This window comes from Sphingomonas sp. MA1305 (assembly GCF_016107325.1).
Lineage (GTDB): Bacteria > Pseudomonadota > Alphaproteobacteria > Sphingomonadales > Sphingomonadaceae > Sphingomonas.
Genome location: NZ_RCVT01000002.1, coordinates 919578 through 934817, shown reverse-complemented (window position 1 = coordinate 934817; position 15240 = coordinate 919578). Strand labels below are relative to the sequence as shown.

Genomic DNA, 15240 nt, shown 5'->3' with positions numbered 1-15240 from the left:
CGATGTCCCGTACCCAAGATCGCACCAAGGCGCGCGCCGCCGCCCGTCTCGCCGCCGTCCAGGCGCTCTACCAGCATGAGATGGAGGGGACGGCGATCCCCGCGCTGCTTCATGAATTCCATCAGCACCGGATCGGCGCGACGATCGAGGATGTCGAATATGCCGACGCGGACGTCGATTTCTTCGACGATCTGGTCACCGGCGCCCATGCCCGCGCCGGCGAGATCGACCTCGCGATCGAGAAGAAGCTGGCCAGCGGCTGGACGCTCGCCCGCCTCGACAAGCCGATGAAGGCGCTGCTGCGCGCCGGCACCTACGAACTGATGGCGCGCAAGGACGTACCGGTCGGCGCGACGATCAGCGAATATGTCGACGTCGCGCACGCCTTCTACGAACGGCGCGAGACCGGCTTCGTCAACGGCCTGCTCGACGGCATCGCCAAGGACGTGCGGGCGGACGCGCGCAGCTGACCGAGGCGGACTTCCTCGCGGCGCTACGCACCCTGCCGATCCATCCGGCGGCGCGGGATCTGCGCGACGATACCGCCCGGCTGATACTGGCGCCGCTGGTGGTATCGACCGATACGCTGGTCGAGGGCGTCCACTTTCTGCCCGACGATCCACCGCGGGACGTCGCCTGGAAGCTCGTCGCCACCAATCTGTCCGACATCGCCGGCAAGGGCGCCCGGCCGGAAGGCATCTTGCTCAACTACCCGCTGTCCGACGACGGCTGGGATCGCGCCTTTCTGGAAGGTCTGGGCGAGGTGCTGTCCGCCTGTGGCACCGGCTTGCTGGGTGGCGATACGGTGACCTTGCCGACCGGAGCACCGCGGATCCTGACCGTCACCGCCTTCGGTGGCGATACGCCGGCGCCACCGCGCGGCGGTGCCGGCGAGAATGACGCCTTATGGGTGACGGGGACGATCGGCGACGCCGGGGCCGGCCTCGCCATCGCGCAAGGCACCCCTGGCCCCTCGGCGCTCCTCGCGCGCTATCGCCGCCCGGTGCCGCGCCTCGCCGAGGGGCGCGTGCTGTCGCGCGTGGCGCATGCGATGATGGACGTGTCCGATGGACTGTTGATCGACGCCGCGCGCATGGCCGAGGCGAGCGGCCTGGCGGTCGAGATCGATCTCGCCGTGGTGCCGCTGTCCGCCGAGTATCGCCGCCATTCCGGTGACGATCGCACGGCGCGGCTGCAGGCGGCGACCGCCGGGGACGACTACGAACTGCTGTTCGCGATGCCGGCCAACGTCCGGCCCGCGGTCGCCGCGACCCGCCTGGGTCGCTTCCGCCGCGGCACCGGACTGCACCTGCATGAAGACGGTGTGGCGGTCCCGCTTCCCGCCCGTCTCGGCTATCTCCACCGGCTTGACTGAGGTGCTTGCGCTCGCTTCCACCGCGCCATAGCCTCCCTTCACCGCGCGAGACCGGGGGCACATCGGCCGCGCGCCCACAGGAGAAGGACTTGCGCGAATGACCACGGTCACCCTCGCCATCCTCTGCGGCCTCGTCGCCGTGGTCTATGGCTTCGTCACCAGCCAACAGGTGCTGCGCGCCTCTCCGGGCGACGCCCGGATGCAGGACATCGCCGCCGCCATCCAGGAAGGCGCCAAGGCCTATCTGGGTCGCCAATATACCACCATCGCGATCGTCGGCGTCGTTGTCGCGGTGATCCTGTTCGCCACCCTGGGAAGCCTGTCGACGATCGGGTTCCTGATCGGCGCGGTGCTGTCCGGCGTCGCCGGCTTCGTCGGCATGACCATCTCGGTGCGCGCCAACGTCCGCACCGCGGAGGCGGCGCGGACCAGTCTGCAGGGCGGCCTGACCATGGCCTTCCGCTCCGGCGCGGTGACCGGCATGCTGGTTGCGGGGCTCGGCTTGCTCGCGATCGCGACCTTCTTCTGGTATCTTACCGGGCCCGGCGGCCACGCGCCCGGCGACCGGATCATTGTCGAGGCGCTGACCGCGCTGGCCTTCGGCGCCTCGTTGATCTCGATCTTCGCGCGGCTTGGCGGCGGCATCTTCACCAAGGCCGCCGACGTCGGCGCCGACCTGGTCGGCAAGGTCGAGGCGGGGATTCCGGAGGACGACCCGCGCAACCCAGCGGTCATCGCCGACAACGTCGGCGACAATGTCGGCGACTGCGCCGGCATGGCCGCCGACCTGTTCGAAACCTATGTCGTGACGCTCGGCGTGACGATGGTGTCGATCGCCCTGCTCGTCAAAGCCGATGCCGTCGAACTGATGCGGCTGATGAGCCTGCCCCTGCTCGTCGGCGGGGTGTGCATCATCACCTCGATCATCGGCACCTATATGGTGCGGCTAGGCCGCGGCACGATCATGGGCGCGCTGTACAAGGGATTCTGGACCAGCGCATTGCTGTCGATCCCGGCGATCTATCTCGCCACCCGCTACGTGCTCGGCGACCTGCACCGTACGCTGGGCGGCGCGGGCTTCCTCGATGCGGTCACCGACGATCTGACCAGCGGCTATGACGCCCCGGCGGGCGCCACGGCGGCGCAGGTCGGCGCCAGCTTCACCGGCATGGACCTGTTCTGGTGCATGGTGATCGGGCTTGCCGTCACCGGCCTGATCGTCTGGATCACCGAATATTACACCGGCACCGCCTATCGCCCGGTCAAGTCGATCGCCAAGGCGAGTGTCACCGGCCACGGCACCAACGTCATCCAGGGGCTGGCGATCAGCCTGGAAGCGACCGCACTGCCGACCCTGGTCATCGTCGTCGCCGTCATCGCCACCTACCAGCTTGCCGGCGTCATCGGCATCGCCTTCGCCGCGACCGCGATGCTCGCGCTCGCCGGCATGGTGGTGGCCCTCGACGCTTATGGCCCGGTCACCGACAATGCCGGCGGCATCGCCGAAATGGCCGGCCTGCCCGACGAGGTGCGGCACAAGACCGACGCGCTCGACGCGGTCGGCAATACCACCAAGGCGGTGACCAAGGGCTATGCGATCGGTTCCGCCGGCCTTGCCGCTCTGGTGCTGTTCGGCGCCTACACCACCGACCTGTCGACCTATTTCCCGGACGTCAGCGTCGATTTCAGCCTGTCCAACCCCTATGTCATCGTCGGCCTGCTGCTCGGTGCGCTGCTGCCCTATCTGTTCGGCGCCTTCGGCATGACCGCGGTCGGCCGCGCCGCCGGCGCGGTGGTGGAAGAGGTCCGCGGCCAGTTCCGCGACAATCCGGGGATCATGGAGGGGACCAGCCGGCCCAATTACGGCCGCACCGTCGACCTCGTCACCCGTGCCGCGATCCGCGAGATGATCGTCCCCAGCCTGCTGCCCGTACTGTCGCCGATCGCGGTCTATTTCATCGTCCGCGCCGTTGCCGGCCAAGCCAACGGCTTCGCGGCGCTGGGCGCGATGCTGCTCGGCGTGATCGTCTCCGGCCTGTTCGTCGCGCTGTCGATGACCAGCGGCGGCGGCGCCTGGGACAATGCCAAGAAATATATCGAGGACGGCAATTTCGGTGGCAAGGGATCGGAGGCCCACAAGGCCGCGGTCACCGGCGACACCGTCGGCGACCCCTACAAGGATACCGCCGGACCGGCGGTCAATCCGATGATCAAGATCACCAATATCGTCGCCCTGCTGCTGCTCGCGGCGCTGGCGGGAGGTTGAGGCCAAGGGTTCGCAACGGTCTGCAGGCGGGACCTTGCGAACCCACCTTCGCCGCGGCAGAGTTGCCCGGGGTCGCATCCGACCTAACCGGGGGGTTATCGTGACGAACACATCTTTGCACCTTCGTCGTGCTTCGGCATTGCTGGTGCTCGCCGTCGTTGCGCCGGTTTCGGCGCAAACCAATGTGTCAGGTGAGCAGGCCGCGAGACTGTTCGGGAGTCGGGAGCGCATCATCGACGCCAGCCTGTCTCCCGATGGCAGCAAAGTCGCGATCGTGGCGCCGGGCCCGCAACAATCGGCGGTCGTGCAGATCATCGACGTCAAGACGGGCGAAGCAAAGCCGATCAATTACGCCAATGGCGCGCCGATGACGCTGACCGGCTGCGGCTGGGCCAGCGTTACCCGCCTCGTCTGTACGCTCTACGGCGTGTCCAACGTCCAGGGCGGCTGGGAAAGCTATTCACGGTTGATCGGCATGGATGCCGACGGCAGCAATCTGCTGCCGCTCGGCGTCACGCAGCGCGTGCAGGATTACGTCAGCTATGCGGACGGCCACGTCATCGACTGGCGCGACGGCAAGACCGATCAGGTTTTGATCGCGCGCAACTACGTGCCACTCAAGGCGAACGTGATCACCATCGGCAGCAAGGCGCAGGGGCTTGGCGTCGATCTGCTCGACACCCGCACCGGCAACGTCAGCCACGTCGAAAGCGCCGACCCCATCGTCACCCGCTATTTCGCCGATGGTCAGGGTCATATCCGGATCAAGGCGCAGCTGGACTCGCTACGCCAGGGCTATACCTTCGACGGTCGGGTCAATTACTATTATCGCGTCAACGACAGTCGCGAATGGAAGCCTTTTTCCACCTTCTCGCAAATGGAGGACAAGGGGATGACGCCGCTCGCCGTCGATGGTGCGGCGAACGTCGCCTATGCCCTGGACCGCGCCAATGGCAGGCAGGTGCTGTACCGGGTCGCGCTCGACGGCACGCTGGCCAAGACGGTGGCACTTGCCGATGACGCGGTCGACATCGACGGCGTCACCACCGTCGGCCGCCATGGCCGCGTCATCGGCGCCGTGATGAGCAAGGAACGTCGCGAAGCGCGCTACTTTGATCACGACTATGAAACACTGGTGACCAAACTGGGTCGCGCCCTGTCCAGCACCCCGATCATCAGCATCATCGATTCCAGCGCCGACGAGAAGACCCACCTGATCTACGCGGCCAGCGACACCAATGCCGGCGAATATTACGTCTATGATTCGGCCGGCAAGAAGCTGGTCCCGATCGGCGCCGTGCGACCCGATCTGTCTGGCCTTGCTTTGGGCAAGATGCAGGCGATCACCTACAAGGCTTCGGACGGCACCACCATTCCTGCCTATCTGACGCTGCCCGCCGGCAACACGGGCAAGGGCCTGCCCGCGATCGTCATGCCCCATGGCGGCCCGGCATCGCGCGACGAATGGGGCTTCGACTGGCTCGTCCAATTTTTTGCCAACCGCGGTTATGCAGTGATCCAGCCGAATTACCGCGGTTCGACCGGCTATGGGCAGGAATGGTTCCAGCAAAACGGTTTCAAATCGTGGAAGGTGGCGATCGGCGACGTCGCGGACGCCGGTCGCTGGCTAGTCAAGGAGGGGATCGCCGACCCCAAAAAGCTGGCGATCGTCGGCTGGTCCTATGGCGGCTATGCCGCGTTGCAGAGCCAGGTGCTCGCGCCCGACCTGTTCAAGGCCGCGGTGGCGATCGCCCCCGTCACCGACCTTGGCGCGTTACGCGCCGAACGGGGCGGTTTCGACAAGGTCGGCCGCGACTTCATCGGTGAGGGGCCGCAGCTCGACGAGGGCTCGCCGGCGCGCCACGCCGACGCCTTCCGCGCGCCCGTCCTGATGTTCCACGGCAGCAAGGACATCAACGTCAGCGTCAACGAATCCAAACTGATGGACCGGCAATTGCACAAGGCGGGCAAACGCAGCGAACTAATCGTCTATCCGGCGATCGACCATCAGTTGCGCGATTCCGCGGTGCGGGTCGACATGCTGACGCGAACCGACGCCTTCCTAACCCAGGCGCTCAAATGACGGTGCTTCGGCAAATCTTCGCCGTCGCCTAACCCAATCTAGCGCGGCCATGGGGTCGCGGCGGGCAGGGCACATGATGCGCTGTCCGCCCGATCGTCACGGAACATTGCTGGCGCGGGCGGGTAGAGCCGGACGTTATCGAGAAGGTGCCGCATGACCCATTCCCGCCATCCCGCCCGGTGGCCCCACATCCTCGCCGTCGTCATCGGCACCGTCGGCGCGCTCAACCTGATCGGCGGCGGCTGGCTGGCGGCGCTCGGCGGCAGCTGGTTCTATGCGGCCGCGGGACTGGCGATGCTCGCCACGGCGGCGCTGCTGTGGCGGCGACAGGCGGCGGCGCTGCACGTCTTTGCGGCCCTGGTGATCGGCACGGTGATCTGGGCCTGGGCGGAGATCGGTGCGGACTGGTGGCCGCTGGTGCCGCGCGGCGACCTGATCTTCATCTTCGGCGCACTGCTCGCATTGCCGTGGACGGTGAAGCGACTCGTCCCCCGAACCCGATGGATCGGCGCTGCCGGGCCGCTCGCCGCGGCGCTCGCCGTCGCGGCGGTGTTCGGCGCGGTGTCGCTGACCCGCGACGTCCACAATCTCGACGGCACGCTGCCAGGGCCGCGCAATGCGCTCGCCGCCAATCTGCACGGTGTCCCCGATGACGACTGGCAGGCCTATGCCCGCAGCTGGGCGGGCGACAAATTCTCGCCGCTCGTGCAGATCACGCCCGCCAACGTCGGACGGCTGCAGGTCGCCTGGCAGCTGCAGACCGGCGACCGCAAGCGGGAGGGCGATCCCGGCGAGACGACCTATGAGATGACGCCGATCAAGATCGGCGACACCGTCTATCTGTGCACGCCGCACAATTGGGTGATCGCGGTGGATGCGGAGACGGGCCGGGAACGCTGGCGCTTCGATCCGAAGATCGCGGTCTCGGGCAAGAACATGCAGCATCTGACCTGCCGCGGCGTGTCCTATTGGGACGGCACCCGCGGCGGCGCGGCGGCGGCCACTTTGGGTGACTGCCCGCAGCGGATCTTCCTCGCCACCAACGACAGCCGGCTGATCGCGCTCAACCCGCGCACCGGCGCGCCCTGCGCGAGCTTCGGTCGCAACGGCACGATCAGCCTGCTGCCTGGCCAGCCGCATTACAATCAGGGCTGGTATCAGGTCACCTCTGCGCCGCTGGTCGCACGCGGGCTGGTGATCACCGGCGGCGCCGTGTTCGACAATATCGCCACCCGCGTCCCGTCGGGCGTGATCCGTGGCTATGACGCGCGGACCGGCCGGCTGGTGTGGAACTTCGATCCGGGCAATCCCACCGACACCGCGCCGCTCGGCGCCGGCAAGCGCTACACGCCGTCCTCGCCGAACAGCTGGAGCACGCCGGCGGCGGACGAGGCGCTCGGCCTCGTCTATCTGCCGATGGGCATGGGCGCGGTCGACCAATGGGGCGGCAACCGCCCGGCGACGACCGAGCGGTTCGCCACCTCGGTGCTGGCGCTCGACATCGCCACCGGCCGGCCGCGCTGGGTCTATCAGACCGTCCACCACGATCTGTGGGACATGGACGTGCCCGCGCAGCCCGCGCTGGTCGATCTCGACCTGCCGGGCCGTGGACGGGTGCCGGCGCTGATCCAGTCGACCAAGACGGGCAATCTGTTCGTCCTCGACCGCCGCACCGGCACGCCCGTCTATCCCGCACCGGAACGGCCGGTGCCGGCCGGTGCCGCGCCGGGCGACCACACGTCGCCGACCCAGCCCTTCTCCAGCATCTCGCTGATGCCGGCGCCCGCGCATGAGAAGGACATGTGGGGGGCGACGATGATCGACCAACTGTGGTGCCGCATCCGCTTCCGCCGCCTGGATTACAAGGGCGCGTTCACGCCGCCGTCGACGCGTGGCTCGCTCGTCTTCCCGGGTAATTTCGGCGTCATGGACTGGGGCGGTATCGCGATCGACCCGGTCCGCCAGGTGCTGTTCGCGCATCCCAATTACGTCGCCTTCGTTGATCGGCTGGTGCCGCGCCGGGACGACACCGGCGGTCCGAACGAACGCGGCCCGGCGGGCGGATCGGACCGCCACGGCTCGGACGAGAAGGGCTACAATCCCAACACCGGCGCGCCCTTTGCCGTCGACATGAACCCCTTCCTGTCGTTCGCCGGCCTGCCCTGCCAGCAGCCACCCTGGGGCTATGTCGCGGGCATCGACCTGACCACCGGCAAGAAGGTGTGGGAACACAAGAACGGCACGATCCGCGACGAGACGATCCTGCCGCTGCCGTTCAAGCTCGGCGTACCGTCGCTCGGCGGCCCGATCACCACCGCGGGTGGCGTCGCCTTCATGGCGGCGGCGATCGACAATTACGTGCGCGCCTATGACACGCGCACCGGCAAGGTGCTGTGGCGCGCGCGCCTGCCCGCCGGTGGCCAGGCGACGCCTATGTCCTACCGGTCGCCAGCGAGCGGGCGCCAGTTCCTCGTCGTCGTCGCCGGCGGCCATGGCTCGCTCGGCACCAAGCTCGGCGACAGCGTCATCGCCTATGCCCTGCCGAAGTCGTAAGGCGGCCCGCCGCCGCGCTCAGCGCGCGGTGAACAGCGTCGCCGCCGCCTCATAGCGCGCCTGTTCCGGGAAGGGCGCGCTGCGGGTGTCGACGTCGATCACCTGGCGGCGGATCGCGGCGGGGTCGGCCGCGGCACGCGGCCAGCGCGGCAGGCCGGCGCCATTGGGGTCGCCGGTCTTGACGAAATTGGCCCAATAGCCGCTCATCGTCCGCGACACCTGCCGATCGGCGTCGGTCCAGACGTAGAGCGGGTTGGCGTCGAGATTGCCCAGGGCATATTCGATTTCCGCACTGTGCACCGCGCCCCAGGGCAGCGGCCGGCCCGACGTGTCGCTGACCATGCGCGGCCGCACATGGGCAAAGAGGTACCAATAGGTCGGCGCCCCCGCCCGACGGCTGAGATCGAACCAGCGCCAGGTCTGCGCGGCGAGGAAGCCGTCGCTGGCCACCGCCGTCGCCGCCGCGATCACGTCCGCGTCGCTGGCGGCCGGATAGAGGGCGAAGGCGGCGTCGGCCCTGGCGCCGAACATCCGGGCAAGGCCCGCGCGATAATTGGCGACGGTGGGCGGCAGATCGCCGAGCACCGCCGAAGCAGGCCCCTCCTGCGTATTGGTGCCGACCAGCAGCGGCACATGCGCGGCGCGCCCGTCTGCGAAGCTCGTCGCCGGCGCTTCGGTGAGGAAATATCCGTCGATGACCGGACGGAACGCCACCCCCGGCTGGCGGCTCTGCGCGGCAAGCAGCGTCTCGGCGGGCAGCGCGCGCAGCGCCGCCGCGGTGGTCGCGCCCTGTGCCGCGGCGAAGGCGGTGCCGTCGCGCTCCGCCGCCGCCAGCGGCGCAGGCGTCAGCGTCTGCATCACCGCGCCGCTTTCGCCGATCGCCCCGGCGATCGCGTCGCGCGACAGTGGCGAGGTCATCAATGCGCTGACCGCCAACGATCCCGCCGATTCGCCGCCGATCGTGATCCGCTTCGGATCGCCGCCGAAGGCCGCGATATTGCGCCGAACCCAGGCGAGCGCCGCGGCCTGATCGAGCATGCCGTAATTGCCCGAGCTATGCTCGCGCGATTCGGCGGTCAGCGCCGGATGGGCGAGGAAGCCGAACACGCCCAGCCGATAGTTGATCGTCACCACGACGATGCCGCGCCGTGCCATCGCGGCGCCGTCATAGCGCTTCTCCGACCCGTCACCCGCCGCAAAGCCGCCGCCATGCAGGTAGAAGAGCACCGGCAGGCCGCGCGCCTTGCCGGCGCCGGCAGGCGTCCAGACGTTGAGGTACAGGCAATCCTCGCTCGGGGCGGGTGAGCGGAACATCATGTCGGAGAACAGCGGCTGCTGCATGCAGCGCGGCCCGAACGTGTCCGCCGCCCGGACGCCCGACCAATGCGCCGCCGGCCGCGGCGCCTGCCAGCGCAGCGCGCCGACCGGCGCCACCGCATAGGGGATGCCGCGGAAGATGCGGACCTGCGGATCGGCGGCCTCGACCACGCCCTGCAGCGCCCCGCCCTCCACCGATACGGTCGGTCGCTGCTGCGCCGATGCCGCGGTCGCCAGGGCCAAAGCCAAAGCCCCGGCCGCTATCCGTGCCATCCGCCGCATCCTTGCTCTCCTCCGTGTCTTGCGTCATCCCTATTGACCTGCCGAAAGTGCTGTCAATGCAGCCCGATACCGGCGCTTCTGCTAGGGCCGATCCTGGCCTAAGGAGACGGAGATGGCAGATTCGGACGAACAGCGCCGCGGCTCCGGCCGCCCGACCGGGGTGCAGACGCTCGAGCGTGGCCTCGACCTGCTGGAGCGGGTCGTCGACCGGCGACGGCGGCTCGGCGAGCTGGCCGCCGAATCCGGCCTCACCAAATCGACCGCCTGGCGCCTGACCAATGCCCTGATCGAGCGTGGCTATCTGGCCATGTCGCCGACCGGCGAGATGCGCGGCGGCCCCAAGCTGTTGCAGCTGCGCGCGCGGATGGACGATGCCGGCGAGATGCTCGCCGCGGCAACGCCGGTATTGGAAGCGCTGGCCGAGAAGACCGGCATCTCCGCCTTCCTCGGCCGGCGGGATCACGACCATTCGGTCCACCTCTATCGCAGCGACGGTGGCGAGCGGGTCGCCGTGACGACTCCCGTCGGCACCCGTCGGCCGCTCGGCGAAACCAGCCTGGGCAAGGCGCTGATGCTCGACGATGGCGAGGCCGCCTGGGGCAAGGCCTTCGCCGCCGCGCCCGCCGCGGCGCAGGCCGAGGCGATGGCCGCGATGCACAAGGCCGCCGCGGCCGGCGTGGTGCTCAACCAGGGGCCGCCGCCCGACCGCGTCCATGCGATCGCCGCGCCCGTCCGCGATGCGAGCGGCACCATCGTCGCCGCGATCAGCATCGCGGGCGCCGCGCAATATCTCGACACCGGTCGCATGGCGAAGCTGGCGCCGGTGGTGCGCACCGCCGGAGAGACGATCAGCCGGCAACTGGGCTATCGCAAGGGCTGACGGGCCCCCGCCGCGGCGGCCGGGGTCACGGCCGTGCAACATTCGGCGCGCAGGTCCGCGCCATGACCACGATCCTCCCCGCCACCGCACCACTGTCGCGCCGCACCCTGCTCGCCGCCGGCGGCGCCTTGCTCGCCGCGCCGGCGGTGCTGCGCGCGCAACAGCTGTTCGCTGCCTATCCGTTCCAGCTCGGCATCGCCGCGGGAGACCCCGCATCCGACGGCTTCGTGATCTGGACCAGGCTCGCCCCCGCGCCGCTCGACGACCATGCCGGCATGCCGATGCAGCCCGTCGAGGTCGCCTGGGAGGTCGCTGCCGACGAGCAATTTGCGAACCGGGTGGCGCACGGCACCGCGCTGGCGCTGCCCGACCTCGGCCATTCGGTGCATGTCGAGGTCACCGGCCTGTTGCCCGACCGTCCCTATTGGTATCGCTTCACCGTCGGCCGCGAACGCTCGATCGCCGGTCGGGCGCGCACCCTGCCCGCCGCCGGCACGCGGCTCGACCGGCTGCGGTTCGCGGTTGCCGGCTGCCAGAATTACGAACACGGCCTCTACACCGCCTATCGCCATCTCGCCGGCGAGGATCCTGCCTTCGTCTTCCATTACGGCGACTACATCTACGAAGGGCGCGGCTCGCCGACGGCGATCGGCTATGACGGCAAGCCGGCGCCCTTCGTCCGCGCCCATGCCGGGCAGCAGTTGTTCGACCTTGCCGACTATCGGCGCCGCTATGCCCAGTACAAGCTCGATCCCGATCTGCAGGCGGCGCATGCGGCTGCCGCCTGGTTCACCACCTTCGACGACCATGAGGTGGAGAATAATTGGGTCGGCCTGATTGATCAGGAAGGCGACGCGCCGGAGGTGTTCGCCCTGCGCCGCGCCGCCGCTTTCCAGGCCTATTACGAGAACATGCCGATGCGCCGCAGCGCCTTCCCCGCTGGCGGCGGCATGCAGCTCTATCGCCGCGCGCTGGTCGGCGACTTGCTCGACCTGCATTTGCTCGACACGCGCCAGTTCCGTACCGACCAGCCGTGCGGCGACGGTTTCCGCACGATCTGCACGGGCGTCGCCGATCCAAAGGCGCAAGTGATGGGCCTGAAGCAGGAAGCCTGGCTTGGCGATGCGATCAAGCAGCGGGCGGCGCGCTGGCAGGTGCTGGCACAACAGGTGATGATGATGCCGCTGGATCGCCGCACCGCCGACGAGCCGGCCGCGATCCGCAACATGGACAGCTGGGGCGGCTATGATCATCCACGCGAGCGCATTCTCGCGATGCTTGACGGCGTGCCGGGCGCAATCGTGCTGACCGGCGACGAACATCAGAACTACGCCGGTCAGCTGCGCCGCGACGGCGGCACCGGGCGCAGCGTCGCGACCGAATTTGTCAGCACCTCGATCAGCTCGGGTGGCGACGGCGCCGACAAGCGCCACGGCGAGGAGCGCATCCGCGCGCGCAACCCCTATCTCGCCTGGACCAACGATCGCCGCGGCTACCTACTCTGCGACGTCAGCCGCGACACGTGGCGGGCCAGCTTCCGCACCGTCCCCTATGTCACCCGCGCCGACGCCCCGCTGCAGACCGCCGGTATCGCCACCGTCGCGCACGGCGATCCGACTCCGGTGTTCGAGCGCGGCTGACACCGCGCCACGTCGGAACCGTCGCGGCGGATGCGATGTGGGGTCAGCGGTGATCGTCGGCCATCTCCGCCGCGCCCTCCGGGGTCCGTCGCGCTTGCACGAAGGCGATCCCGGCGCCGTCCAGCCGAACCGCGGTCAACACCCCCGTCGCGTAGACGCCGGTGTCGATGCCGATGCGGTTGTCCGTCGCCTCCGGCCGATCCGATCGCCAGCTATGACCGTGGACGACGATTTTTTCGAACCGACGATCCCGCCGCAGGAAGTCGTCGCCGATCCACAGACAATCCTCGTCGCTCTGCCGCGCCAGCGCGACCCCGGGCCTCAGCCCAGCATGGACGAAGACGTAATCGCCGCGGACCAGGCGCACGGGCAGCGCGCGCAACAGCGCGAGATGCGCCGCCGGCATCGCGTCCAGCAACCGATCGCGGAGCTGGTAGCAATCCTCGTCCGGCCCAGCCTCGACCCCATAGGAGGCGAGCGTTCCGATCCCGTCATGCTCCAGCCACAGCAGGGCCTGGTCGGGCCGCTCGAGGAATTGCAGCAACATCGCCTCGTGGTTGCCGCGCAGGAAGGCCACGTCGAACGGCGCCCGCCGTCTCAGCCACACCAGGGCATCGAGCACCTTGGCCGAATCGGGCCCGCGATCGACATAATCGCCACAGAGGATCACCGATGCCGGCGTCGCCCCATCCGCCTGGGCGATATCGGCGACGATGGCCTCCAACAGGGCGACCAGCTGTTCGTAGCAGCCGTGCACATCGCCGATCGCGTAGATCACCCGCCCGCCGGTCGACTTCGCGCGTCTCGAAGGGGGATGATCGCGCATCCAGACGATTTCGGCGCGCGGCGCCGCATCCAATGCCGCGTCCGTCATGGCCGTGCATCCTGACGCAGGTCGTCCAGCTGATCGGCCAGCTGATTGTAGCGGCGGATCGCGCCGTCCGGATCGTCCTCGGCCCGGTCGCGCGCGTCGCGCCAGCGTCGGGTGACGGCGGTCAGGTCGCGATTGCTGACGCCGTCCGCCTTGGCACGTTCGAAGGCGCGGTACAGGCGGTTATGCGCCGCGAGCACGTCCTGATAGATGCAGCGATTCTCCAGGCTGCCCGGGGGGCAGTCCGGCGCGGTCACGCCGCCGTCGCGCCGGCGCTGGATCGCCGGACCGCGGACCGCCGCGGACCGTGTTGCGGGGACGATCGTGCGCGTCGGCGGGCGCATCGCCGGCGCATCGCTCGGCGGCGAGTCAGCATCGCGCGCGACGGCGGCCGGCGCATCGACATCGGTGTTGCGCGCATCGGGCGCCGGGGCGGCGGCGACGCTATCCGGCTCGACCATGGCGGGCACGCCGCTCGGCCGGCTTGCCATGGCGGGAGCCCGCACACGATAGGCATCGGGCGTCGCCGAGCGGGTCGCCGCCACCGGCGGCTGCCATCCCTCGCGGATCGCGGTCAGGCCCAATGCGGTGCCAGCGACCAGCACCAGCGCCGGCGCACCGAGCATCCACCAGCGCGAACGCCGCCGCTGGCGACCGGCGACCACGGCCGGGCGCGCCGCTGCAGCCGTCGTCCGCCGCTCCACGAGCGGTCCAAAGATGCGGTCCATGTCCGCCAACACGGCTTCGGTCCGATCGCTACGCGACATCGCCCATCATCCTCTCCCGCAGCCCATCGCTTCGCTACACTGTATTGCCACTGAACCCGCCCGCAACGTCTTATCGCGAAGCCGGCGGCCGCGCACATGCGCCCGTCGCCGCCGTCCCGGCCGGGCAGCGGCGCAACTGGAAGCGGACCTTGCGCGACGCGAAGTCGAGCGACACGCGCCGGAAGCTGCTCATCAGGTCTGTACCAAGGAGCATCGCGGGCGTGTCGCCGAGGCCGAACAAGGCGAATGGCGGCAGATCCGCGAACCCCACCACGACGTTGCGGAGCACGATGCTGCCGACCCGCATTTCCGCCACCAGCGCCACCGGCACCGTCATCCGCGTCCCCGTCACGCTGATCAACGTGGTCGACGTCAGCGGCATCGGGGGGCGATGGCGCCGGACCAGCGCGTCGCGCAGCGCCAGATTGCCGATCGTCAGTTGCGAACCGGTGTCCAGCACCGCGCGAATGCCGACGCCGCTCGCCCGGGCTTGGGTCAGGATCAATTGGCCGGCGCGGCGGCGCGCGGTGACGACGATGTCGTCGGGCCGGCTCGGCAACGCGCGGCGGCTGTCTTCGACCGTGACGGCGTTGGACTCGAAGTCGAGCATCAGCCGCTGGCCGTGCAAGGCGTCGATGCCGATCAGTCCCTCGGCGCCCAGCATCGGCTCGGGCAGCGTCGGTGCGGCGATATCCTCGATTAGGCCGCTGCCGATCCCTAGCCGCTTGATCAGCACGGTGTCGCGCCGGCTCGCCCCCGCCACGTCGTGCATCATCACCGGCGTCGCCGCCGGCAGGGCCAGCCCCTGCGCGATCCGTGTGCCGATCACCGATCGATCGGCGCCGCTGTCCACCACGAAGCGATAGGGGCCATGTCCGTCGACCGTCACCCCCACCGCCATGCGCGTGTCGATCTGCTTGCCGGCGATGCTGTCGCCGGTGATCTCCAATGTGTCGTCGATCTGCGCCTCACCCGGCGCGATTCGCAGCGGCACGGCCGCCGGCGGCGCCTGTTGCGGCAACGGCGCCGCGGCCTGCGCCCATGCACCGGCGATCCAGACGAGGTAGCAAGCGACCATGGCCGATCCTACCATCGCGGCGGGAGCGTTGCCACGGCCATGGCATGCACGGGAAACGGCAGGTGGGACAACGCCGACGGCTTACGGACACGACCGGCTGGCGCGGTGGCGGAGACGGAGTCCTTAAC

The 15240-nt window shown here is 69.3% G+C and carries 11 protein-coding genes; 7 read left to right on the top strand and 4 right to left on the bottom strand.

Features of this window, described 5'->3' with window-relative positions; all coding sequences use genetic code 11:
- The first annotated feature begins 2 nt into the window (after positions 1-2).
- The 5 genes from nusB (at position 3) to D9601_RS12440 (ending at position 8277) form a co-directional block, all read left to right on the top strand.
- On the top strand, positions 3-470 hold the full coding sequence (gene nusB / locus D9601_RS12460; protein ID WP_198354303.1) for a transcription antitermination factor NusB: 468 nt from the start codon (positions 3-5) through the stop codon (positions 468-470).
- The gene (thiL, locus tag D9601_RS12455) at positions 467-1375 is read left to right on the top strand and encodes a thiamine-phosphate kinase (protein ID WP_198354494.1); all 909 of its coding nucleotides are present in this window, start codon (positions 467-469) and stop codon (positions 1373-1375) included. Before nusB ends, thiL begins: the two co-directional genes overlap by 4 nt.
- 97 nt (positions 1376-1472) lie before the next feature.
- Entirely contained in the window at positions 1473-3641 is a 2169-nt protein-coding gene (locus D9601_RS12450; RefSeq protein ID WP_198354302.1) for a sodium-translocating pyrophosphatase, read from the top strand.
- Between the two features lie 100 nt (positions 3642-3741).
- Positions 3742-5724: an alpha/beta hydrolase family protein gene (locus D9601_RS20135; RefSeq protein ID WP_198354301.1), complete on the top strand. Its 1983-nt coding sequence runs from the start codon at positions 3742-3744 to the stop codon at positions 5722-5724.
- Between the two features lie 153 nt (positions 5725-5877).
- On the top strand, positions 5878-8277 hold the full coding sequence (locus D9601_RS12440; protein WP_198354300.1) for a membrane-bound PQQ-dependent dehydrogenase, glucose/quinate/shikimate family: 2400 nt from the start codon (positions 5878-5880) through the stop codon (positions 8275-8277).
- An 18-nt stretch (positions 8278-8295) separates the two neighbouring features.
- On the opposite strand, the gene D9601_RS12435 is transcribed toward D9601_RS12440, so the two are convergent.
- The gene (locus D9601_RS12435) at positions 8296-9867 is read right to left on the bottom strand and encodes a carboxylesterase/lipase family protein (RefSeq protein WP_198354299.1); all 1572 of its coding nucleotides are present in this window, start codon (positions 9865-9867) and stop codon (positions 8296-8298) included.
- Positions 9868-9988: 121 nt separating this feature from the next.
- On the opposite strand from D9601_RS12435, the gene D9601_RS12430 reads away from it, so the two are divergent.
- Both D9601_RS12430 and D9601_RS12425 read left to right on the top strand, forming a co-directional pair.
- Complete coding sequence (locus tag D9601_RS12430) at positions 9989-10756, top strand: IclR family transcriptional regulator (RefSeq protein ID WP_198354298.1); 768 nt, start codon at positions 9989-9991, stop codon at positions 10754-10756.
- 62 nt (positions 10757-10818) lie between these two features.
- The gene (locus tag D9601_RS12425) at positions 10819-12396 is read left to right on the top strand and encodes an alkaline phosphatase D family protein (RefSeq protein ID WP_198354297.1); all 1578 of its coding nucleotides are present in this window, start codon (positions 10819-10821) and stop codon (positions 12394-12396) included.
- Between the two features lie 43 nt (positions 12397-12439).
- On the opposite strand, the gene D9601_RS12420 is transcribed toward D9601_RS12425, so the two are convergent.
- The 3 genes from D9601_RS12420 to D9601_RS12410 form a co-directional block, all read right to left on the bottom strand.
- Entirely contained in the window at positions 12440-13270 is an 831-nt protein-coding gene (locus D9601_RS12420; RefSeq protein ID WP_232474078.1) for a metallophosphoesterase family protein, read from the bottom strand.
- Positions 13267-14034: a hypothetical protein gene (locus D9601_RS12415; protein WP_198354296.1), complete on the bottom strand. Its 768-nt coding sequence runs from the start codon at positions 14032-14034 to the stop codon at positions 13267-13269. Before D9601_RS12415 ends, D9601_RS12420 begins: the two co-directional genes overlap by 4 nt.
- A gap of 70 nt (positions 14035-14104) precedes the next feature.
- On the bottom strand, positions 14105-15112 hold the full coding sequence (locus tag D9601_RS12410; protein WP_198354295.1) for a retroviral-like aspartic protease family protein: 1008 nt from the start codon (positions 15110-15112) through the stop codon (positions 14105-14107).
- Between the last annotated feature and the right edge of the window lie 128 nt (positions 15113-15240).